Here is a 21,469-nt window from a genome sequence, read left to right on the forward strand (position 1 = left end):
AGTACCTTTTTTATTTTAGTTATATGCAAACATCTATGGTATTATATGTAATATTATAATCAAACTATTGGTATAGGCGTATATATATATGAGATATGTTCAGGTATCTTCAAAAACATATAGGGATAATACAGGCAGGAGCATAGACTTTCCTACTCTTTTAGTTGAGTATAATGGAGAGACAATGCTTTTTGAACAATTACACAGATATCAAATAAAGAATCGTAGTAAAAGCAGAACTTGGCATAAGAAGTTAGTACAAGCTGTTGGACTATTGCTTGATTATATGGAAGCTAATCAGAAATATTATTCTTCTCCAAAAGAATTCTTTGATACATTTACGGAGTCTGTTTATTCAGGAACAATAAATGAAGAAGGCATAGACCCTTCGGGACTTTATTGGTTACCTAAAAGAGTAGAAACAGCGAATATGCTTTTATCTGCTTTAAATGGGTTATCAGATTGGTTATATGAAGAATATGGAGCTGCTCAATTAAACCCTTGGAGAAAAGCCACAAGATATGAAGAACGACTTAACTGGATGGCACAGATAAACACAAGTCAGAACTCATTTCTAGGGCATTTAAATGATGTTCATGAAATCTCTGAAACTGCAAAATTAGCTCGTAATGCTGTTAGAAGAAGAAAACCATACTCATCAAAAGGAGATACAAAAGCCTTCCCCGAAAATAAAATACATAAGCTCCTATGGGTAGGGTTTAAGAATACAAGAAAGAACTATGAATTAGATCTTGTTGACCGTTATAACTGGCGTGATATTGTCATTACTATACTGATGCATGGCGGTGGACTTAGGCATAGTGAAGTATTTCATTTATGGGTACAGGACGTCTACCCTGACCATGAAGATCCATATCTTGCTGTGGTACGAATCTATCATCCAAGGGAAGGAAAAGCCCCGCAGGATTTCAAGAACCCTACTACTGGTAAATATATAACAGACAGAGAAAGTTATCTGCTGTTAAAATATGGTTTACTTCCACGCAATATGTATTCCGCACAGGACAAACGATTTGCAGGGTGGAAAGAGCCGAGACTTGATAATGATGAAGATAAATACATGCATTGGCTCGGCTAGGCTTCGCCACATGCTTTATACAGCTGTTCGTTGTTCTATTCGAGATAGTCGGAAAAAGAAAACAACACCTGAAACTATCGCTCGAAATAAGCGATTACGAGCCTTCTACGATTAAAAACGTGAGGAAGGAAAGCCATATAAAGTAGCCATTATTGCTTGTGCAAATAAGCTTTTACATTGGATTTATGCGATTTTAAAAACGAAAACACCATTCCAAGAAACCATATAGTGACAGCATTTTCAAATACAACAAAAACCTTCCAAATTGAATTCGGAGGGTTATTTGGGTTGCGCTTTTAAGTATAGCATGAAGTGTTTTTTAATTTAAAAGATTTTTATTGACAATCTATTAGCTGGTTTAGTTTAATAAGAACAGAGACGCTTATTCAACAATCGCGCCCTTTAATTGAACAAAGGAACCTTTAAAATTAGCATTCATAAACCATTTTTAGAAATTCATATGTGCTACCATTTGTATCTTGCATAAATGTATCAATATCTTTAAACCCAACTTTTCTATATACTTTTATCGCTCTTCGATTAAAAGTTGCCACTGATAATGTAATTTTATCTGGTGTAAATCTTGATTGGACAAAATCAATACCTGCATTTAGAAATTCTAACCCTCTACCATCACCAGTCAAATCTGGTCTCATTCCTAAACCTATATCATAAATATTAGAAGTTACTTTGTTAACACTGAAGAAACCAATGATTTCATCCTCTTTCAAAACTGCAAACATTGAGTTACCTCTTGTTTCTGGGTCTAAAAATTCAGCTAAATCTTCTTCATCAGCTTCTATATCATAAAAAGAATATTCTCCATCATAGTGCCAATTATGTGCAATATCCTCAGCTTGTTCCTGAGTCATAATCTCAAACTTATAAGTCATAAATATCCCCTCTCGCTTTCATACCCTTGTTCCACTATACTGCCTGTTTGCTTAATACTAACCATCTCAAATATTACCATTTTCAGCAATGTTGATCTTCAAGAATCTGGCCCGATCGTAATATGAGGTTAGCCAGATTTTTCTGGTTGACCTTTTTCGTTTAGGTCTTATTATAACGGTAGTCGGGGTAGAACGTCTGGCCCGTGGGACTTAATCCCGTCAACAAAACTGTTCACCCCCTACTTGTATAAACATGTTTCGAGCTGGTTGGGACAAGGATCCCGTTTAACAAGCGAACCTATGACATTACAAGCAGCTTTAGGGGTTACCGACGAATTTAGTTTTCTTTAGGAGGAGATTTAATTATGAATCCAGTCGTAGGTCTGGATGTTTCAAAAGGAGAAAGTCAGGTGCAAGCCTTTTTAGATAAAGGCAAACCATATCGAAAGAGCTTTAGTATTAAACATACTCTTGAAGGTTTAGATAGTTTATTAGAATTTCTATGGGATATAGAGAAATTAGCTAATGGTAAGCAACCTTCGGTTATTTTAGAATCTACAGGTCAATATCATATGCCTGTCATTCAATTTTTGGAGGAGCAACAATACGTCTATATTATTGTAAACCCACTTGTCTCTCATCGAGCTAGAAGTACAAGTTTACGCAAGGTAAAGACTGATGCCATTGATGCCTATCATCTATGTGAACTGTATTACAAGGAAGAGTTAGAACCATATAAGAAAAGAGGCATACAACTCTTAAATCTTCGTAATCTCACTAGACAACAAGAAACAGTATCAAGCACAGCTGCACAAACAAAATTACAGCTACAATCCATTTTAGATCAGGTTTTCCCTGAATATAGAGGTGTCTTTGGGAATCTCTATTCAAAAATTTCGTTACAGATTCTATCAATCTTCCCAACCTCCAAAGAGGTTTTAAGTGTTAGCGAATCAGATCTTACTAATAAAATTGCGGAATTATGTACAACCCGTTCAGAAAAATGGGCAAAAGAAAAAGTAATTAAATTGAGAGAAGCTGCATTACGTAATCCATTTCAAAACAACTTGTACCAAAGCCATATCTTTAACCTAAGAATGTTTATTAACATTGTTCTTCAATATCAAGAGCATCTGTCAAAGTTAGCAGCAGAAATAGATGCCCTCGCTAAAGAAATTGAAGAATATGAGATAATCCAGTCTATCCCTGGTGTTGGAGAAAAGATTGCGGCAACAATCATCTCTGAAATTGGAGAGATAGAGCGGTTTAATCATCCTAAAAAGCTAGTAGCATTCGCTGGAATAGATCCTAGCGTTTACTCTTCAGGTAGATTTACTGCTTCCATAAATCGCATAACCAAAAGAGGTTCTAGCAGGTTAAGGCAAGCATTATTTATGGCTGTACAATGCGGTATAAGAGATGCACGTAAGCAAAAAACAAGTGATGAAATACTCCCTAGAAATAAAAAATTAAGAGAGTTCTACGATAAAAAACGCGAAGAAGGAAAACCTTTTAGAGTAGCAATAATTGCTTGTGCTAATAAGCTTTTACATTGGATTTATGCACTACTAAAAAGGAAAGTACCCTTCCGAAACGAGGATTAAAAAGTATATATAAACAAATTAAACAAAACCTTCCAATTCTAAAGAGGAAGGCTTATTTGGTGTACCCTTTTTTAGTATAGCATGTAGGTTTTAATATTTTTATTGAAAAATCTTGACAACTATTAGCTGGTTTTGTTGAATACAAGTTAAACATCACTCTTCAACAAACCTGCCCCGTTAGTAAAAAAGCGACTGCTCTATTGAACAATCGCCCCCGTTAGTTGAAAAAGAACAGCGATGGGATACTGTTCGATACTCACTTTTCAGAGAAATATAAAAACATCCCGAAGGATGTTATAGAACAATTCTAAAATAGATTCACTTACAAAATATTTTCAAGGACACTTTCAATATCAAGCAAAGAATCTGTCGGCTCAAAACGTGCAACTGTTTTCCCTTGTGCATCAACTAAAAATTTCGTAAAATTCCAACGAATGTTACGCCCATCTAAAAAACTCGGCTCTAACTGCAAAATGTTCTCCGCGAGTATTTTCTCTTCCATATTGAACTTGCCAAATTCGCGGAAATCTACCTCATGCTTCAAATAATTAAATAGTGGATGCGTCCCTTCTCCATTTACCTTAACAAGTTCAAAAATCGGGAATGTTACACCGTAATTCAATTTACAAAGCTTTGTCGTTTCTTGTCCATCTTCGGGATTTTGGTTACCAAATTGATCGCATGGTAACCCTAATACAATAAAATTATCATTTTTATATTTATCATACAATTTTTGTAGATCTTCAAATTGATATGTAAATTGACATTGGTTGGCCGTATTCACAATAAGCATCGGCTTTCCTCGATATGTTTCCATAGACAAAATTTCACCGTTCGATTTCTTTACCAAATAATTATAAATACTCATAACAAAACCTCCATTACTTTTTCAGAGAAAAGAACTTCCGTATAATTGGAAGTTCTTTCTAATTTCTTCAACTAACACACCCCGTTGGCTCAATTGGTAAAATCTTATTTAAGCACTTTAGACTGCAAATTTCCGAAAGTCTACTATCTTGGTCGCCATCTACGCTTATAAAGCTATTGCTCAGTTGTCAGCATTTTTAAGTAAATTACGAACTGACTTGTTATAACTTTTAATTTCTTCTTCATTACAACCGATTTTATCAAATACTGAATTAGGAATCAATGTTGCTTTTTCTTTAAACTCGTTTCCTTCATTTGTTAGCGTAATAATTACACTTCGTTCATCCTCTTTTGAACGCTCTCTTATAATAAGACCTCGCTCATGGTCTTCAAGTAAAGCACCCCGTTAGTTGAAGTATGATCAAATTCTTGGATATTCGTAAAAAGTAGTGGATGATTATTTACTAATTTCCTCATATTTATTAGTTGAAGGTTTTCCACTAATCAACAATTTTAATTCCTCATATAATTTAGGATATACATTTCTCAATTCGATTTGCATAAATATGTATAACTATTATTCCCATAGGTATTAGAATAATCGAAATTATAATAGCTAAAAAACAGAAAATGAAAGATGATTAAGTTCTTTCATGAGAGTTTAAGTACATTTCTTCACAATCCTTACAATTACATTAACATAAATATCCAATAAAAAATCATCTAACCTCTAAGGAATATACAGAGGAGAGATGATTTTAATCAATCTTTATTACAAAGCTACACTTAATGAAATATAAAAAGTTTGATTATAAAATTTGATTATATATAATCAAACTCAAAATATCTAAATATAAGGTCTAGTTTTATTTTATTATACTATTTACCCTATATTACGTAAGAAGCGTAGATGGTTTTCTTTTTTTAGTTCTAAGCAGGAAAATACGTACATATACTAGAATCAGGGCGTCCCTCTACGTTTTTTGATATTTCTAAATAGACAATCATTTTTCTTCATACCAATGTACCGTTATTATTAATTGTATGCAATTTATTTAGCAAAATTCGACTAACAATTTTCAAAGGAAGTGTTTCTAATTATGGTAAAACGTAATGATCCATGCACATGCGGTAGCGGCAAAAAATATAAAAAATGTTGTGAAGGTAAACAACAGGTTACCGTAGAAGCTGTAGCAATCGAAGAATTAGAGCGTGTACTACAAACATTTTACTTAGAATATCCTGAACGCAAAGATGTTCGTGCCTATATAGAGCATGTAGGTACATGGCAACCTAAATTAGAAAGCGTACTACAAAGAGAGCTGATTGAGGCGATCGCATTAGACGACTTCTTCTTCCATCAAGAGCCATCTATTTGGAAAGGTTACTTAAAGAAAACAAAGAAAAAAGCGGTAAGACCTTCTACGGTAAAAGTGTTAGAAGGCTGGTCACAACCACATCTATTTATTGGTTCCGTGTCAGTTGTAGAAGAAAAATATTTCAAGGCTACACATGTGTTAACAAATGAAGAAATTTATATTCGTCGTGAAAATGACAAACCTATCCCTGAAGGTATGCATGTCTTTGCATTCATCTTACCAGATGGTACAAAAGAATCAGAGCATTATTTAGCTGTTTCAACGCTTATCTTCTTCCCTGAAGATCATACAAAGGTATTTGAACAATTTAAGAAAAATTTCGAGGCTTCTGAGATGAAGGCTGGAGCATTCTTAAAAGAAGAGCATTTATCCTTCTGGGAGTTACTTGTGTCAAACGGTTATAAAGGTGAGGAATTCACGAACTTTGAGAGCAATGTAATTACACAAGTTAAAGATTTCCTTGAGCAAAATGAGCGTGAAACAGCTCCTATGTTAGAGCTATTAGAGGACTATTTAATTGAAGGACAACCATCTGCGCGCAAAGAGTCTGCTATTGCCGCTGGCGCAATTCGATATGGTCAAGAAAAAGAGCTATTCGAGCCGTTATCAATGACTGTAAAAGAAATTGCGGCGACGTTCGATATTTCAGCTTCCTCTCTCACAAAATACTACCAAGACTTAAGTAACTATGCTGCAACTAAATAATGCTAAAAATAGCGCCACACACTCTAAGCAATCTTAAAGTGCGTGGCGCATTTTAGTTACCATAGAAAAAAGCTACATTTATTATCGGTAAAGAGCAAATAATAAAGTAGCTTTTTTATGGTAACCAACCAACACCATTATTTCCGATCTTAATGTTTTTTATGCATCGAATAAGTAAATATTATTATTTATTGAGCAAAACGAAACTTTTATCCATTAAGCTTTATTTTATTTAAACATAGTCCTTTAAGTACCTATGATTTTTTTGCCACAGTTGATAAGCCATATTGTAAAACATTATTTACTATACACCTTCAAGAGCTCTTCTCCGAGAAATTGTAGTCGCTCCCCTACGGTGCAAGCTTCAATACAGAAACGATGAGCACCAGGTTTACCACGCTCTTTACGTAATTGTTTTATCACTAAGCAATCAGCACAATACATATCATTTAGTTCATCAATATCTTTCATAACCGTCACTTTATCCAAATTGAACTCTCGCCCCTTTCACGCCCAAATTTCACTTCTTACTATTATGAAGTGAACATTTTGAACAAGCAACTATTTTGTTTATCCATATTTAACTTCTTTCAGCTGGTGTCCAAACACCCGCTGAAAGAAGTTAAAGCCTCCGGCGGATGTCACGGAATCGGAAAGGAGTTCTTTGTGCAAGCACAAAGCCGATTTCGGACGCAATTATGCGGAGGCATAATTGATCATCAACTAAGATATTGTGAAAAAGCACTATTGATGTACAATTAATGTAAAATCTAAATCAAAAAGTAGGGATTTTATGTTAGAAGTATACATTGATGCTGCTAGTGCAGGAAATCCTGGCCCTAGTGGTATTGGGATATTTATTAAAGGAGAAGGCCATCATATACAAATCAGTGAGTATATAGGGGAAACCAATAACCACATTGCCGAGTTTACTGCCTTAGTACGCGGTCTTGAGGAAGCACGAAAGCTTGGTTCAAACCTAGTCTCAGTGCGCTCAGATTCAAAAATAGTTGTAGCCTCTATGGAAAAAGAATATGTGAAAAATGAGGAATTTAAACCTTATCTTGAGCAGGCACTTACACATGTCAATAGCTTCGATTTATTTTTCATTAAATGGGTTCCAGATACGCAAAATAAAGCTGCAGATGCACTTGCACGTAAAGCGATTCAAAAAGAAAAAAATTAATCTACGGACTGCCTCTTGCCTTAAACCAGGAGTCGGTCTCATCTCTCCTTCTGCCTTCACTTTATTCAGATATTTAATATCCCCCAATATTTTATTTTTATCCCTCGGGTTTTCTTACATATGCTCACTAACATAAAGAACTGCATCAAAGGAATCGTCAAGTCCCCATTCAATCAATTTTAACATGGCATACGTTTTACAAATCCCTGACTTTTGATGGTGAACCATAAAGTTAGTTATTTCCTAATTTTTGTAAGTATAATTGTATCCTTAATGTTATTTTATTGACATACTATTGTAATATTACAATGTTAATATCATTTATATATTAAGCTTTTAAAGTTTTTAGGAGGATATATATTATGAAAAAGAATAAAAAGTATAGATGGGGATTAAAATTAGCTACATTGGCTTTGAGTTCATCTATACTTTTTTCAACAATTGACACAGCATCAGCAGCAACTTACACAGTAAAATCTGGTGATTCTTTATCGAAGATTGGCAGTCAGTACGGTGTTTCTTATCAAACATTGATGAAATGGAATAACTTATCTACTACATCAATTCGCATTGGTCAAAAGTTAAACATCAATGCCCCACTAGTATCAACATCTAAACCTAAACCAACAACTAACCTTGTACAAATTGCTAAACGACAATTAGGCGTAAAATACTCATTTGGTGGAAGTAAACCGAGTACAGGTTTTGATTGCTCAGGCTATGTTACTTACGTTTTTAACAACGCTGGTATTTCGACAGCTCGTAAGTCAGCAGCAGGTTTTTACAATACAGCTAAAAAAGTAAAGTCACCTCAAGTAGGAGATCTAGTATTTTTCTCTAATACATATAAAGCAGGTATCTCACATGTAGGCATTTACCTTGGAAATAATCAAATGATTAGCGCAAGTGACAGTGGTGTTTCTATCGCTAACATTAATAGCTCTTATTGGAAAAAGCACTTTACTGGATATGGTCGAATATAGCGCAAAACAAAAACAGTTGGGATGTCCCAACTGTTTTTTTCTTTTTCCTCATACATGTACTACTTTTTTTGATTTTATTTATTTGATCAATTATGCCTCGGCATAATTGCGTCCGGAATCGACTTTGTGCTTAGGCCTGCAAATGTTCTTTGTGCGAAAGCGTAGTGCTAACGCAGCGGCAGCAACAGATGTTTTTTACGCGAAAGCGTAGCGGCAGCGGCAAGATGTTGGTAACTCAGTCGTGTGTTGTTGCTGCCGCTACGCTTTCGCACAGATTAATTGCCACAGGACGTGGCGTTCTTAGACTGAGTTCCTCTATTCAGCGGATGTTTGCCCGCTGAAAGAAGTTAAACGAATTAAATAAATGATAAAGACAACAACTAGTAAGCCTGCTCCAGCTAGATAAACAGAAGAATAGCCTGCTTTCACAGCGACCATACCTAAAATATATGAGCCAAGCGCAATACCAGTGTCAAACATCGTAAAGTACGTTGCGGTTGCATAACCACTGCGTGTATGTGATGTAGACTGTACAGCTAATGCTTGTAAGCTTGTAGTCACTGCTCCATAGCCAAATCCAATAAAAATAGCTGCAAATAAAAATAATGCCGGTCCTGAGACGAATGCAAGCATAACAAGACCGATAGCAAAGAATACAATGCCAGGTATAATAACAAATTGCGGCCCTTTTGTATCATAAAGTTTACCTGTATATGGACGTGTTATAAGCATTGCGGCTGCAAAAACTGCATAAAACAGACTCGCTACAGCCATTAAATTTTTTTGCTGTGCGTACACTGATAAAAACGATAAAACACTCGCATATGAAAAAGCTACTAAACTAGCAATAGCCGCTACTGGAAGTGCATGACGTTCAAATAAATCATCAAATTTAAACTTCAATTTACCTTGATGTTCAGGCTTAGGCAAATCATCAGTATTTATCGTTACAGCTAGAATGCCCCCTGCTAATATACAAATACTCATCACTATAAATAGTACATTAAAGCTACTATATTGAATAAGCAGTAAACCAATAAATGGCCCAATAACTACTGCTAAGTTAGTAGACATTGTGAAATAACCTAGACCTGCACCTTTACGATTGGCAGGCACTATATCCGCTGCTAAAGAACCAGCTGCCGTAGTAATAATACTAAAGAAGATCCCTTGAACAAAACGGAGTCCTAATAAAAGTCCAAAAGGATGAATAAATAAATATAAAACTGTACATAAAAAATAGCCGATTATTGAAATAACTAAAAGTTTTTTCTTCCCAAAAACATCTAATAGTTTACCTGAAAAGGGACGAACGATAATGGCTGATAATAAAAATCCTGACAGTAACAATCCCGCTTCCTTGTCTGTTTGATGCAATTCATCAATTGCATAAAGCGGCAAAGTGGTTACCAACCCATAAAAAACAAAAAATACTGAAATATTCGTTAAAAAGAGACTAATAAACCGCTTCGTCCATATTTTGGTGTTTCCCTCTTGCTGCATGATAATCAACCTTTCATTTTTTCCATTAAAATCAGAAATTGCTGTTGTTCCTCGACAGTTAATGTACCTGCCATTTCTTCCTCAAAAGCTAAAATGGTTTTAGTAATAGCAGGCAAGTTTTCCTCTGCATATGGTGATAAGGTAACGATTTTTTCACGTTTATCTTCACCATCTATTCTCAGCACCCACCCTAAAGTTTCGAGTCGAGTAATTGCTCTTGTTATACTCGGTGCTTCAACGTTCAAATATTTCCAGATTTGTGTTAATGTCATAGGTCCGTGACTATGTAAACAATATAAAATTGTCCATTGTGAGCTGTACAGATTGTGCTGTTTTAGTACTTCATTTAAACAATTCGTTAAATAACGACTTTTTTGGAATAAAGCATGAAATATAGGATTCATGTTAGCAACCTCCCAATTTATTTACCTAGCTAAATAAATACTATACGCTTCATTTTTTTCGTTGTAAAGCAAGTAGATTGAAGTTTTGAAACGAAGTGTACTTGTCCTTAGTCGATTGCGTTGAATTCACTTTCATTAACTATTTTCATGCATGTATCCGAGGTTCTTTTGGGGTTATCAGCGATTTTCAGCTTTCCCAAAAATATCAGGAGGGAATTTTTTTAAAACGTCGAATTAAGCTACTAGACTACAATAAAAGGAGATGAAAGCATGGGGAAAAAGGTACTAATACTTGCAGGAGACGCTGTTGAAGCTTTAGAAATTTTTTATCCTTATTATCGTTGTCTTGAGGCTGGCTATGATGTAACGATTGCGGCACCATCCGTAAAGAAATTGCAGACTGTATTGCACGATTTTGTCGATGGAGTCGATACATACATCGAGCGTACAGCATATGGATTAGAAGCACACTCATCATTTGCAGAGGTTGATCCAGTACAATTTGACGGACTCATCATTCCTGGTGGACGAGCGCCAGAATACATTCGATTAAATGAGCATGTTCCAGCACTAGTGAGCCATTTCTTTGAAACAAATAAACCAATTGCTGCTGTTTGTCACGCAGCTCAAATTTTCGCGACCATTCCTGAGGTTGTGAAAGGTCGTGAGCTAACCGCTTATATTGCCTGCAAGCCCGAAGTTCAAGTAGCAGGAGCAACGTATATCAATGCAAATCTTCATACAGACGACAATTTAATTAGTGGCCATGCGTGGCCTGATTTACCTGGATTAATGCGAGAGTTTATTAAAAACCTAGAAAGCTAACTGAAGGAGGATGCCTGAAATTAGGCATCCTCTCAGATTGAAGACAAACACATTGTTCAATTAAATAATGTGTTTGTTTTTTTATCTATTTTCGAATTAAAACACAGAAATAGGCAAAAAAAAATAGAGTCCTTTTGGTCTCTAAATTTCAGGATTTTTGCTAATTTTTTTATATTTAGACAAGCAAAAGTAAGCCCAATTTTCATGTGCATTTTTTCTTTACCAATATATTCGTATAGCGAAAACCATGAAATTTTTTGTCTACAGTCTGAGGTTGAGAAATTATTTTCTCAACCTTTTTATTCGGTGTTTTTTAATTTCACTCAATATTTTATACATTTAAACACTTAGTTTCACAGTAATAGCCTTTGCCGCCAACATAAACTTTTTCTATTTTATTCTTACTATTAGTTGCTAATTTAACTAATATTTCGGAAGGCGAGTGTAAAGAATAACCTTGTTCAAATACATAGAATTTTTTTTGCAAGTAGTGCTGTTCATAAAGGTAGCAAGCTAATGCACCGTTTGAAGTTCCAGTCGCTGCTTCTTCATTGATGTCGTATAGTGGAGCAAAATTTCTGCATATAATTCGATTGTCATTAAAAGTATAAAGATGCATCCCGACAACATTATAATTCTTGCTGATTTCTTTAATTTTTTCAAAATTAGGTTGCAGTGTATGTAATCGTGTTTCGCTTTTTATAGGAATTAAAATATCTTTTAAGCCCGTGGAGACAATTTGAATTGGGTATTTATTGTCTATAGCTTTAATGTCAAAACAGTCGATGAACTCGTTTGGAGATATAACATCATAGAATATCGGTTTGTTTTGTTCCATGAATATGATGTCATCTTTTATGGTAATAGTAAGAACACCACTGTTCGTTTCAATCGTATAGCGATTCCTGAAAAGTTTATTTAATTGCATCAGTATCGCGAAAGAGCCAATTGTGGCATGACCACATAAATCAACTTCTTCTTTTGGTGTAAAATACTCAAATTTATAATCAGCAATTTCAGATTCTGATATAAATGCGGTTTCCGCATAGCCCAGTTGTTTGGCTATTGCCATTTTTTGAGTAGTGGTCAATGTATTCTCAATAAATACCACTCCCGCTTTATTTCCACCTTTATGATCCTTGCTAAATGCACTTGCAACATAAACGGATATTTTCATAAGACACCTTCCTTCCTCACTTATAGTAAATTGTAGCCTAGAAAGCACTACGTATAAATGTATCTGGATAAATTTTACATAAAGCAATAGACAAACTATCTTTTAGCACCTGAACTCTCAAATAGTTTGTCTACAGTCTGGGATGCCTGAAATTAGGCATCCTCTTTTTTATGAGGTGATTTCTTGGAATTCAATTTTTACTACTTTATTAGTATTTGTTATATATTTGATCCGAACATGTACACCGAATTCCTTGTCACTTTGTTTTAACCAAAGCTTAAATTTTTCAATAGAAGAGTCTTCATTAACTTCGCTCCCCTCATGCAAATAATCGATAATTTTAGCTTGAGGGTATTTTGCCCTTGTCTCTTTTATCGCTACATATCCCCATTGTGCATGGGCTGGTATTCCTTGTTGAGCATAAGAAATTGTTGGGATGTTTACAGCAATCATTACAAGAATAATTCCTAGTGTTACACAAAATTTTCGCAATTGAATCAACCTCTCATATTCTTTTGGCATAATATCGCCAAAACAGCAAAAAATAAGTGCTCCTTAAGTATTTCATCCATCTTAAGGAGCGGCTTTTTCTTTATCTTTTTTTACTGGATTGTTTTGGTTGCTGAGGATTGTTATGAATTACTTGATTAAATTCTGCTGAATATTCTTCACGATCATTTCTTTTATGTGTATCTTCCTTCTTTTTCTTTTTAAAGCTTGTTTTCCTCTTCTTTGCCATTATTTATACCTCCAATATTTCGGTTATTTGTTTTTGTTGGACTGTTGATTTTTCTTATGGTTCGTTTTATTATCTTTATTTTTGGCTTTCGCATCAAACTCTGCAGCGAATTCTTCATTTAGGTTGTCATTCGGGTTATTGTTATTACTGTTTGATTTATCGAGGTCTATTTTTTTGTAGGTATCAAAGGGATTATGCGTTCTAACATTCATTGTTTTATTGTTGTTTTTGTTGTTTCTATTGGTGTTTCTGTTGGCCACGGATATTCACCTCCTACATGTAATTTGCTCAGGATAGAAGGTTTTATGCTTTGGGGATTACTACAGTCATTACCAAAAACTTGCCAGTACAATCTATTTCGCCGGCGTTATTTGTAGCTGATTCTTTGCTTTCGCTACATAAAACAGTTGCCGCTGACTCTTCGCTTTGGCGCAGATAAACAATGCCTCCGGATTTTGAATTGGTATAACTCTTCTACTGAATGAAAATAAAAAAAATGTACATCACTAATATGAATTAGTAATGCACATCGTATTTAGACAATCGTATATTCAGTTATATTTAATAATGCACCGACTGCACCTGAAAAACCGTGGTCATTTATAAAGACTGGAGTATGCTTTTTCGTACGTGTGTAGTTGGCAATAACACGTGTAAGATGATCATTATTACTTAAAGTTGAACCGATATAAACAATATGTTGAGCATTTTTTTCTTCGGCATATTGAATACTAAGTGTCGTAATAACCTCACCGACAAGCCCTTGTACTGTTGCAATAATATCTTCTGTTGGATGTTTGACAGACTCTGTAATACCAACTTTCCCAAAATTACTGGCTGTCAATTGCCCATCAATAGGAGTGTCCATCCCTTGATAAATATCCTTTACAAGTAAATCAATTTCTTCACGATTACCTTTAGAGGCCAGTTCTCTTATTTCATTATAATCCGTGATGCCAGTTGTAAGCGCTGACAATCCAATTAATGTTCCGCCACCAACGCCTGTCCCACCGACACGAACATGTGTATTATCTTCCATATAATGAATTGAAGTACCAGTACCAATATTAGTAATCATACTCCGCTCGAAGAAGTAGCCCTCCTTATGCAATAAAAATCGAACGCCCTTCAATGTGGCTTCAAACTCTACTATATAATGAATCGATTTCATTGTTTTGATGACATCAAGTAATTGTTCTGTACGCCCTCCCGTAACACCAATATCCTCAATATCTGGATGATTAATAATCCAATTCTGCACAGCTAGCAAATCATTTGACGGGAAAGTTGTTAAAACGAGCTCATTATGCTCATCTAAATAAGCAACTTTTGTCAATGTTCCGCCTGCATCAATACCTATAGCCTTTGGCATACTATTCTCCTTTGACTTTACGTACAATCTCTATTTCAGATGATGAGATATATACTAGATTTTGCTTTCAAGAGGCTTTTAGAAGCCAGTTGAATAACGTTTATGCTCCACAAATGTTACGGATTTTGCAAGGAGTTATTGTGGCCAAAATCCGGTGTAATGTTTTCAGTACCTAAATCAAATCAACAGCTACAAATGTTTTCTGTAGCGAAAGCAAAGCGTTAGCTACAAATACTTGAAAAGTGAAGTTGTATTTTGTCCTTCCTAAACTTTAACGCTGTTGAAATAAATGTGCAATAACTTAGCAAACTTTCATAAAAAAAAACACGAAAAATATCAAATTTTTTCTATTAATCACACGTTTTTCGTCGTATTTTATAACTTTAACATTATTCTACTATAAAAACAAAAGAAGTGAAAATGCAATGCCACTCAATATACATTATCCCTTCTACAGCAATTCTAGCTGATATCCACCAACCATCACTAGTTCCCTTCTCGAATCATTTTTGCCATTACCTTGCTCGACCCAACCTGTAAAAATTGCACCCCCGTTATCTACACTCTCTTTGTCTTAATCTATACCATTTGAAAATAGTTGATTATAAATTGAACAATCTGTTTTATCTTTCATCACTTTTACGATACGATATACTATAGATGTGTTACCATTTGAACGGAGGAATACAAGTGAAAGATCAAAAAAAACTTTATAAAGAAGCGATGCATGTTTTAAAGGAAACTAGTCGCACTTTTTATATACCGATTACTTTTTTAAAAAATGATTTAAAATTGTCTGTGGCTGCAGCATATTTAGCAATGCGTGCTATAGATGAAATTGAGGATCATGAAGACCTTTCAAATGATGTGAAATTCGATCTACTTATGGCAACAAGTGAGTTATTAAAGGATACATTTAATACTGAAGCTTATGAAGCATTATTAGCGCCTTATGCAGATCAACTACCTGAAGTATCTCTTCGTTTAGCAGATTGGCTAACGTTTTGCCCTGAAGGCTCACGTAATATTGTCCAAGCTTCAACGAGTGAAATGGCATTTGGGATGGCAAAATGGGCAAAGGCCAACTGGCAGGTCCATACGCGAGAGGATTTAGATGATTATACATACTACGTTGCTGGGCTTGTTGGGACAATGCTGTCCGAGCTTTGGGCGTGGGGTGCAGACATTCAAACAGATCGTGATTTAGCTATTGGCTATGGCCGAGGTCTCCAAGCAGTCAATATTTTACGCAATCAGCATGAGGATATGGATGAGCGCGGAGTAAGTTTCGTTCCTGATGGCTGGACACGTGATGATTTATTTGCATATGCGGAGGAAAATCTTGCGAAAGCTGATCTGTATATGAAAGATATTAATAAACGTACGGTATTATTATTCTGTCGCTTACCACTTGCATTAGCCCACAAAACATTGAAGGCAATGCAAGAAGGTCGTGAAAAAATGTCACGAGCAGAAGTAGAACAAACAGTAGAAGAGGTTCAGGCTGATTAAAGCTGTTGCCTTAAAAAATAGCCCCAGTATGATAGTTTTCTCATACTGGGGCTTCATTAGTTTAAAGGTTTGAAATAGCCATAATTTCATAGCTAAAGACTAAAAGAATCTTTAATAACAACTTTACTACATGTTTGTGTAGTAAGTAGCAAACGTATCGAAATGGATACTAGAAGAACTACATAACGTCCTAATTTAGATCATTTAGAAAAATATCAATCAAAACGGAGCTAATCACATACTGTACTCGTTAACATAATTCTCAAAGTTTTCGAACAGGAACTTGGATTTCGAAGGTAATCTCATTCGGTTTATCCGTAATCGTAATATCGAGATGCATGATTTGCAATGCATCACCCGTGATCTGATAGCTGTTTTTGTTAAGATAATGAAGTAGTTTTCTTAAACTTTCACTACGACTCGACAATAATTCTCCATTATAACGGATGCACGCAAATAATCCTCCTGGAACCGTCAATTGATATGTATTCGGAATATCTTCCTTATTTTTTGCCACAATGAAAATAGTGGAAGGTTCCTCAAAACGTCCCAATTTAAGATTCGTCTCTTCGATAATAATGCCAAGTCTGTTAGTAGCAAGAATGGGTGTCTTCTCCGTAAGCATATTCTCTAAATTCAAGACACCATAACAAAGTTCGAAGTTATTATTGATTTTCTCATGCAAAGTAAGTAATTGCCTACTTTTTATTTCGCGGAATATGACTTTCTGAAGTTCCTTTTCTCTTTCCACCTGTTCCAAATAAGCAATCTTTTCCCTTATATTTTCTTCCATCTCGATTAATTCTTTCAGATTTAAAACAAGTTCTTCGTGCTTGGTTTTCATAATATCCAACGATTTACTGAAATTGCGTTCATTAAGATAATCCTTGATCTCATCTGTAGTCATCCTAAGTTGCCTTAGTTCTTTAATGGTTCCTAAAATTTCATACTGAAAAATGGAATAGTATCGATATCCTGTATGAGGATCGATATATTGTGGTTTGAACAAGTCAATCCGGTCATAGTGGCGTAATGTCTCCGAAGTCAATCCTCGCAGCTTTGCCATTTCACCGATAGTCAGTTTTTCTTTCAGTTTGCTTACCTCCTAAAAAATTTATAGACTGCTAAAATTTTTTATCGCAGGAGTATAGAAAAACTTACCAAATTCAAAGATTTTCAGGTTTGATTAGTTTACATCACACTCTATAAACTTTAAAAAATAAGTGATTCGTTATATCCTGAATTATTTTCTCGCCTACTTTTACGTCCATAAATCAATTGAATCTTCATTCAAAATTTTAGGCGAACCTTTAATTCAAACTATGCAATCTTTTCTGACTATTTGTCAAGTACATTTCTGAACGCTTTATTTCAGTTAACCCTATCCTGTATTGTATACTTTTTTATACTAGCCTTCTATTCTCTTTCTCTTTTAAAACATAGCTGAGCAAATCTAGCATGATGCGTGCCGCTACTTGCCCTGTGATACCAGTAGGATCATAGGGAGGTGCCACTTCGACTAAATCGAATCCAATCACTTCTCCCCTTTTTGCAATCCCTTCCAACAATTCGTTCACTTCATCGTAAAGAAGGCCGCCCGGTGAAGGTGTACCCGTACCAGGAGCGATTGATGGATCCAATCCATCGATATCAATCGTTACATAATATCTTTCTCCAGCTGGTATTTGCTCCAGTACTTCTTCAATCCCCATTTTTCTCATTTGACGTGGAGATAGGATCACACTACCATAGTCTCTTGCAGCATCAACATCCTCTTTTTTACTACTGCTAATTCCACGAATACCTAATTGGAATATTTTCTGTACATGATCCATCTCCGATAAACGGCGGATGCAGTTTCCATGGCCATAGCGCATTCCTGAACGGTGATCTGCCCAATCCAGATGTGCATCAATTTGAATGATATGAAATGGACCTATTTCATTCAGTCCTTTTCCTACCGCAGCCGTGATAGAATGGTCTCCCCCTAAAACTACTGGCATTGCTCCTTTTGAAACAATTTTACGGATCGCTTCTTCTGTATTTTCGTGACATTGCATTAGATCTCCATGTACCATATCGACATCGCCGCAATCCACAACTTTCCAATCTGGCCCGAGATACATGATATCATTTTCAATATCATAAGCTCCCTCTAATCCAAAACTGTATAGCGTTGATCCTTCCCTGATTCCTCGCGGTCCCATTCTTGCACCCGATTTCCATTGGGTACCCATATCATTAGGTACCCCTATGACCGCTACATCGGCATCAAGCTGGTCCAAATCTGTGCAAATCGGATATTTCCCAAACGTACATATTCCGGTAAATGGCAGATTTAAAAATTGTTTCTCATCGTGATTAACCATGATTATTCCCCCTGCTATTATTAACTCACACACTTAGAACCCTCTATAGTTTTGGCTATTGATATGAATGTTTCATTTTCATCTCATAAGTTTTTTGGAACAATTTCAAGTAGTCATCTTTCGATAATTGACGAGAATTTGTAATTGTACACAAATGTTTAAATGCCCCTTCAGCAAGAAATTCGAAATCATCAGGGTTAACATTATCTAAATCCCGGAATTGCGGAATGCCAATTTTACTTGCAAGTTCATGTAATAATTCAACACCTTCTTGGGCAATCTCCTCCAAGGTCTTCCCTTCCGCTGTTGCTCCAAGTTTCAACGCAACTGTCGCATGTTTTTCCGGGTTGGACGGAATATTATATTCAAATACATGAGGCAAGAAGATGGAGTTTGCCACTCCATGTGGTGTATCATACAACCCTCCAAGCGGTTCTGCCATTGCATGCACCGCACCTAGGTCAGCGTGCGTAAATGCCATACCTGCAATCAAGCTTCCTACAAGCATGTTTTGTCTTGCTTCTAAATTGGTACCGTTTTCTACAGCGAGTGGAAGATACTTAGCAATTATTTCAATCGCATAAAGACTGAGTGCATCAGAAATCGGTTCAGCAATATTGCTCGTGTAAGCTTCAATTGCGTGCGTCAATGCATCCATTCCAGTAGCAGCGGTAATTGATTTAGGCAAAGACAGCGTCAATTCAGGGTCCACAATCGCCAATTTCGGAGCTAATTTTATATCAAGTATAGCTTCTTTCTGTTTAGTGATTGTATCTGTGATGACAGATCCTGTCGTCACCTCACTACCTGTACCCGATGTGGTTGGGATACAAATAAGAGGTGTAATATCGCGCTCCAGAAGATTGAAACCATAGCGATCTTTAAGCTCCCCTTCATGAGTGAAAAGTACCCCAATTGCTTTAGCAGTATCCATTGAACTTCCACCACCAAGGCCCAATAACAAGTCGATATTTTCGTCTTTGAATTTTTCGTAGGCTTTTACGCAGTCTACATCTTTCGGATTCGGAGTAATTTCATCATAAACAAGGAAAGAAACCCCTTCTTGTTCCAATGAATCTGTTACCCTTTTTAAAATCCCCGTTTGTGCCAGCCCTTTATCCGTAATGATTAGTACTTTATTGCCTCCCAACTCTTTCGCTCTTTTCCCTACATTGTTTACTGTCCCGTTACCAACCTCAATAGAAGTTGGTAAATTGAAATTGAAATCCCAAATCATTAACCATTTCCCCTTTCCTTTTTTCATGACCTTACGTCAGCGAACTTCTTTCACGAGATGTTAATTTTCAAACCAATTCGTCGGACTAACTTCTAAATTGATATTTATTTGCTTCACTTCCGAAAATTCATCCAAACCGAACGTGCCTAACCCACGACCGAGTCCACTTTGCTTATATCCTCCCCACGGAGCTTCGTTGTAAGCAAGATTGTATGCATTAATTGAAGTAATACCTGCTCTAATTTTTTTAATAACGCGTAAAGCTTTAGCCCCATCTTGAGAGAACACTCCAGCTGCAAGACCGTACGGCGTATCATTTGCTAGCTCGATAGCCTCCGCTTCATCTTTGAACTTTTGGACAACTAGCACAGGGCCAAATATTTCTTCTTGAACAATTCTCATGTCAGGCGTTGTATCTACAAAGATTGTCGGCTCAACAAAACAGCCCTGCTCAAGCCCACCACTTGTAATCCGTTTACCGCCACAAACTAATTTTGCTCCTTCATCGATGCCGATTTGAATATAATCTAGCACTGAGTTCATATGATCTTCACCGACAAGGGCACCCATTTGAGTCGACGGATCATCACCACGACCTACACGAATTTTTTGCGCTTTACTAATCAGGCTTTCAACGAACTTGTCATGAATGCTTTCTTCAAGAAGTAAACGTGAACCTGAATTACATACTTGGCCCGCATTCACAAATATTCCATAAAGCGCATAATCGACTGCTGTTTCGAAATCTGCGTCAGCGAAGACGATATTCGGAGATTTACCACCTAATTCGAGTGCAACTTTCTTAATATTTCCTGATGCTGCTTTCATGATTGATCTGCCTACAGTTGTACTGCCAGTAAAGGAAACCATATCGACTTTTTCACTTTCAGCCAATTCATTTCCGACAGTTGAACCTCCTCCAGTCACCAAATTCGCAACGCCCGCTGGAATCCCTACTTCTTCAAGAATTTCGAAGAGCTTGAAAGTGGTAATTGGCGTCAACTCCGCTGGCTTGAACACAATCGTATTTCCTGCTGCAAGAGCAGGCGCAATTTTCCAAGCTCCTGTCAATAATGGGAAATTCCAAGGCGCGATCAGACCACATACGCCTATAGGCTCACGGACAACAAGTGCCTGTACTGGATCGGCAACTGGATAAGTTTGACCGTTTGGTTTTGTGACAAGGCCTCCATAATAACGGAAGCAATTCACAGCATCCCCAATATCGAACTCTGCTTCTTTAAGGGGTTTTCCTGTATTTAACATTTCAAGTTCACTCAGCTCTGATGCTTTTTCCTCAAGTTTATCTGCAATTTTGAATAAATAGGAGGCTCTTTCGGAAGCCGGCAAGTTTGACCAAATTCCTGAATCAAATGCATTTCGCGCTGCATCAATGGCATTTCGCGTTTCTTCTACACTTGCTCTCGGAGCTTCTGCAATCACTTCGTTATTCGCTGGATTGATAATATTACGTTTTTCCATGTTCACAGAATCCGACCATTCACCATTAATAAACATTTTCAAATCTAACATTTTCAAGTTTAGCATTCTAAAAACCCCCTAATTTATTATCAATATTTTATTAAATTCATATTTAGTCTCACCTATAAGTGGA

The 21,469-nt window shown here is 36.1% G+C and carries 22 protein-coding genes and 2 pseudogenes; 8 read left to right on the plus strand and 16 right to left on the minus strand.

All coding sequences use genetic code 11. The features are described 5' to 3' along the window. Positions 1 to 88 precede the first annotated feature (88 nt). Positions 89 to 1,099: a gamma-mobile-trio recombinase GmtY gene (gene gmtY / locus JNUCC51_RS03495; protein WP_337990858.1), complete on the plus strand. Its 1,011-nt coding sequence runs from the start codon at positions 89 to 91 to the stop codon at positions 1,097 to 1,099. Further along, positions 1,089 to 1,328: pseudogene (locus JNUCC51_RS03500) on the plus strand (IS110 family transposase); the annotation flags it as partial. The gene gmtY and the pseudogene JNUCC51_RS03500, both read left to right, overlap by 11 nt. A gap of 199 nt (positions 1,329 to 1,527) precedes the next feature. On the opposite strand, the gene JNUCC51_RS03505 reads toward JNUCC51_RS03500, so the two are convergent. Continuing rightward, positions 1,528 to 1,992: a GNAT family N-acetyltransferase gene (locus tag JNUCC51_RS03505; protein WP_337990859.1), complete on the minus strand. Its 465-nt coding sequence runs from the start codon at positions 1,990 to 1,992 to the stop codon at positions 1,528 to 1,530. A gap of 365 nt (positions 1,993 to 2,357) precedes the next feature. Here JNUCC51_RS03505 and JNUCC51_RS03510 point away from each other — a divergent pair, with 365 nt between their 5' ends. Further along, positions 2,358 to 3,596: an IS110 family RNA-guided transposase gene (locus tag JNUCC51_RS03510; protein WP_337990860.1), complete on the plus strand. Its 1,239-nt coding sequence runs from the start codon at positions 2,358 to 2,360 to the stop codon at positions 3,594 to 3,596. A 322-nt stretch (positions 3,597 to 3,918) separates the two neighbouring features. On the opposite strand, the gene JNUCC51_RS03515 is transcribed toward JNUCC51_RS03510, so the two are convergent. Together JNUCC51_RS03515 and JNUCC51_RS24760 are read right to left on the minus strand one after the other, a co-directional pair. Further along, complete coding sequence (locus JNUCC51_RS03515) at positions 3,919 to 4,464, minus strand: glutathione peroxidase (RefSeq protein ID WP_337990861.1); 546 nt, start codon at positions 4,462 to 4,464, stop codon at positions 3,919 to 3,921. Positions 4,465 to 4,644: 180 nt separating this feature from the next. Next, on the minus strand, positions 4,645 to 4,833 hold the full coding sequence (locus JNUCC51_RS24760) for a hypothetical protein (protein WP_443136993.1): 189 nt from the start codon (positions 4,831 to 4,833) through the stop codon (positions 4,645 to 4,647). A 730-nt stretch (positions 4,834 to 5,563) separates the two neighbouring features. On the opposite strand from JNUCC51_RS24760, the gene JNUCC51_RS03520 reads away from it, so the two are divergent. Continuing rightward, complete coding sequence (locus tag JNUCC51_RS03520; RefSeq protein ID WP_337990862.1) at positions 5,564 to 6,547, plus strand: YecA family protein; 984 nt, start codon at positions 5,564 to 5,566, stop codon at positions 6,545 to 6,547. 297 nt (positions 6,548 to 6,844) lie between these two features. Here the strand turns inward: JNUCC51_RS03520 and JNUCC51_RS03525 are convergent, their stop codons facing one another. Next, positions 6,845 to 7,036: a zinc-finger domain-containing protein gene (locus JNUCC51_RS03525; protein WP_337990863.1), complete on the minus strand. Its 192-nt coding sequence runs from the start codon at positions 7,034 to 7,036 to the stop codon at positions 6,845 to 6,847. A gap of 304 nt (positions 7,037 to 7,340) precedes the next feature. Here JNUCC51_RS03525 and JNUCC51_RS03530 point away from each other — a divergent pair, with 304 nt between their 5' ends. Both JNUCC51_RS03530 and JNUCC51_RS03535 read left to right on the plus strand, forming a co-directional pair. Next, positions 7,341 to 7,733 carry a ribonuclease HI family protein gene (locus JNUCC51_RS03530; protein WP_337990864.1) on the plus strand — a complete coding sequence of 131 codons (393 nt, stop codon included), beginning with the start codon at positions 7,341 to 7,343 and terminating at the stop codon, positions 7,731 to 7,733. Positions 7,734 to 8,095: 362 nt separating this feature from the next. Then, a complete protein-coding gene (locus JNUCC51_RS03535) occupies positions 8,096 to 8,716 on the plus strand; it encodes a C40 family peptidase (RefSeq protein WP_337990865.1) in 621 nt (206 codons plus the stop codon). Between the two features lie 315 nt (positions 8,717 to 9,031). Here the strand turns inward: JNUCC51_RS03535 and JNUCC51_RS03540 are convergent, their stop codons facing one another. Continuing rightward, positions 9,032 to 10,219 carry an MFS transporter gene (locus tag JNUCC51_RS03540; protein WP_337990866.1) on the minus strand — a complete coding sequence of 396 codons (1,188 nt, stop codon included), beginning with the start codon at positions 10,217 to 10,219 and terminating at the stop codon, positions 9,032 to 9,034. 5 nt (positions 10,220 to 10,224) lie between these two features. Next, the gene (locus JNUCC51_RS03545; RefSeq protein ID WP_337990867.1) at positions 10,225 to 10,623 is read right to left on the minus strand and encodes a MarR family winged helix-turn-helix transcriptional regulator; all 399 of its coding nucleotides are present in this window, start codon (positions 10,621 to 10,623) and stop codon (positions 10,225 to 10,227) included. Between the two features lie 270 nt (positions 10,624 to 10,893). Between JNUCC51_RS03545 and JNUCC51_RS03550 the strand changes: the two genes are divergently transcribed. Next, on the plus strand, positions 10,894 to 11,448 hold the full coding sequence (locus JNUCC51_RS03550; protein ID WP_337990868.1) for a DJ-1/PfpI family protein: 555 nt from the start codon (positions 10,894 to 10,896) through the stop codon (positions 11,446 to 11,448). Between the two features lie 56 nt (positions 11,449 to 11,504). Here JNUCC51_RS03550 and JNUCC51_RS03555 read toward each other — a convergent pair. The 6 genes and pseudogenes from JNUCC51_RS03555 to coaW form a co-directional block, all read right to left on the minus strand. Then, positions 11,505 to 11,707: pseudogene (locus tag JNUCC51_RS03555) on the minus strand (IS5/IS1182 family transposase); the annotation flags it as partial. A 72-nt stretch (positions 11,708 to 11,779) separates the two neighbouring features. Continuing rightward, the gene (locus JNUCC51_RS03560) at positions 11,780 to 12,625 is read right to left on the minus strand and encodes a PhzF family phenazine biosynthesis protein (protein ID WP_337990869.1); all 846 of its coding nucleotides are present in this window, start codon (positions 12,623 to 12,625) and stop codon (positions 11,780 to 11,782) included. A gap of 168 nt (positions 12,626 to 12,793) precedes the next feature. Then, positions 12,794 to 13,117, minus strand: coding sequence for a DUF3889 domain-containing protein (locus tag JNUCC51_RS03565; RefSeq protein WP_337990870.1), 324 nt, complete (start codon positions 13,115 to 13,117; stop codon positions 12,794 to 12,796). Positions 13,118 to 13,217: 100 nt separating this feature from the next. Then, positions 13,218 to 13,364 (minus strand): hypothetical protein, encoded by a 147-nt coding sequence (locus tag JNUCC51_RS03570; protein ID WP_337990871.1) that lies wholly within the window; start codon positions 13,362 to 13,364, stop codon positions 13,218 to 13,220. A gap of 23 nt (positions 13,365 to 13,387) precedes the next feature. Next, positions 13,388 to 13,624: a hypothetical protein gene (locus JNUCC51_RS03575; protein WP_400719611.1), complete on the minus strand. Its 237-nt coding sequence runs from the start codon at positions 13,622 to 13,624 to the stop codon at positions 13,388 to 13,390. A 275-nt stretch (positions 13,625 to 13,899) separates the two neighbouring features. Further along, positions 13,900 to 14,736, minus strand: a complete 837-nt coding sequence (gene coaW, locus JNUCC51_RS03580; protein ID WP_100543033.1) for a type II pantothenate kinase — start codon at positions 14,734 to 14,736, stop codon at positions 13,900 to 13,902. Between the two features lie 690 nt (positions 14,737 to 15,426). Between coaW and JNUCC51_RS03585 the strand changes: the two genes are divergently transcribed. Beyond that, positions 15,427 to 16,248 carry a squalene/phytoene synthase family protein gene (locus JNUCC51_RS03585; RefSeq protein WP_337990872.1) on the plus strand — a complete coding sequence of 274 codons (822 nt, stop codon included), beginning with the start codon at positions 15,427 to 15,429 and terminating at the stop codon, positions 16,246 to 16,248. A gap of 262 nt (positions 16,249 to 16,510) precedes the next feature. On the opposite strand, the gene JNUCC51_RS03590 is transcribed toward JNUCC51_RS03585, so the two are convergent. From JNUCC51_RS03590 to JNUCC51_RS03605, 4 genes are all read right to left on the minus strand, one after another. Continuing rightward, positions 16,511 to 17,314: a MerR family transcriptional regulator gene (locus JNUCC51_RS03590; RefSeq protein WP_337990873.1), complete on the minus strand. Its 804-nt coding sequence runs from the start codon at positions 17,312 to 17,314 to the stop codon at positions 16,511 to 16,513. Positions 17,315 to 17,651: 337 nt separating this feature from the next. Next, entirely contained in the window at positions 17,652 to 18,617 is a 966-nt protein-coding gene (gene speB / locus JNUCC51_RS03595) for an agmatinase (RefSeq protein WP_337990874.1), read from the minus strand. A gap of 55 nt (positions 18,618 to 18,672) precedes the next feature. Then, positions 18,673 to 19,854: an iron-containing alcohol dehydrogenase gene (locus JNUCC51_RS03600; RefSeq protein WP_337990875.1), complete on the minus strand. Its 1,182-nt coding sequence runs from the start codon at positions 19,852 to 19,854 to the stop codon at positions 18,673 to 18,675. 60 nt (positions 19,855 to 19,914) lie between these two features. Next, positions 19,915 to 21,387 (minus strand): aldehyde dehydrogenase family protein, encoded by a 1,473-nt coding sequence (locus JNUCC51_RS03605; RefSeq protein ID WP_337992182.1) that lies wholly within the window; start codon positions 21,385 to 21,387, stop codon positions 19,915 to 19,917. Positions 21,388 to 21,469 lie beyond the last annotated feature (82 nt).

The sequence above is a fragment of the Lysinibacillus sp. JNUCC 51 genome (assembly GCF_015999525.1).
Classification (GTDB): Bacteria; Bacillota; Bacilli; order Bacillales_A; family Planococcaceae; genus Lysinibacillus; species Lysinibacillus xylanilyticus.

Bases quoted from the DNA above. Each gene is read 5' to 3' on its own strand.
- gmtY (WP_337990858.1), top strand. From the start codon at position 89: ATGAGATATGTTCAGGTATCTTCAAAAACATATAGGGATAATACAGGC.
- JNUCC51_RS03505 (WP_337990859.1), bottom strand. From the start codon at position 1,992: ATGACTTATAAGTTTGAGATTATGACTCAGGAACAAGCTGAGGATATT.
- JNUCC51_RS03510 (WP_337990860.1), top strand. From the start codon at position 2,358: ATGAATCCAGTCGTAGGTCTGGATGTTTCAAAAGGAGAAAGTCAGGTG.
- JNUCC51_RS03515 (WP_337990861.1), bottom strand. From the start codon at position 4,464: ATGAGTATTTATAATTATTTGGTAAAGAAATCGAACGGTGAAATTTTG.
- JNUCC51_RS03520 (WP_337990862.1), top strand. From the start codon at position 5,564: ATGGTAAAACGTAATGATCCATGCACATGCGGTAGCGGCAAAAAATAT.
- JNUCC51_RS03530 (WP_337990864.1), top strand. From the start codon at position 7,341: ATGTTAGAAGTATACATTGATGCTGCTAGTGCAGGAAATCCTGGCCCT.
- JNUCC51_RS03535 (WP_337990865.1), top strand. From the start codon at position 8,096: ATGAAAAAGAATAAAAAGTATAGATGGGGATTAAAATTAGCTACATTG.
- JNUCC51_RS03540 (WP_337990866.1), bottom strand. From the start codon at position 10,219: ATGCAGCAAGAGGGAAACACCAAAATATGGACGAAGCGGTTTATTAGT.
- JNUCC51_RS03545 (WP_337990867.1), bottom strand. From the start codon at position 10,623: ATGAATCCTATATTTCATGCTTTATTCCAAAAAAGTCGTTATTTAACG.
- JNUCC51_RS03550 (WP_337990868.1), top strand. From the start codon at position 10,894: ATGGGGAAAAAGGTACTAATACTTGCAGGAGACGCTGTTGAAGCTTTA.
- JNUCC51_RS03560 (WP_337990869.1), bottom strand. From the start codon at position 12,625: ATGAAAATATCCGTTTATGTTGCAAGTGCATTTAGCAAGGATCATAAA.
- JNUCC51_RS03570 (WP_337990871.1), bottom strand. From the start codon at position 13,364: ATGGCAAAGAAGAGGAAAACAAGCTTTAAAAAGAAAAAGAAGGAAGAT.
- coaW (WP_100543033.1), bottom strand. From the start codon at position 14,736: ATGCCAAAGGCTATAGGTATTGATGCAGGCGGAACATTGACAAAAGTT.
- JNUCC51_RS03590 (WP_337990873.1), bottom strand. From the start codon at position 17,314: ATGGCAAAGCTGCGAGGATTGACTTCGGAGACATTACGCCACTATGAC.
- speB (WP_337990874.1), bottom strand. From the start codon at position 18,617: ATGGTTAATCACGATGAGAAACAATTTTTAAATCTGCCATTTACCGGA.
- JNUCC51_RS03600 (WP_337990875.1), bottom strand. From the start codon at position 19,854: ATGATTTGGGATTTCAATTTCAATTTACCAACTTCTATTGAGGTTGGT.
- JNUCC51_RS03605 (WP_337992182.1), bottom strand. From the start codon at position 21,387: ATGTTAGATTTGAAAATGTTTATTAATGGTGAATGGTCGGATTCTGTG.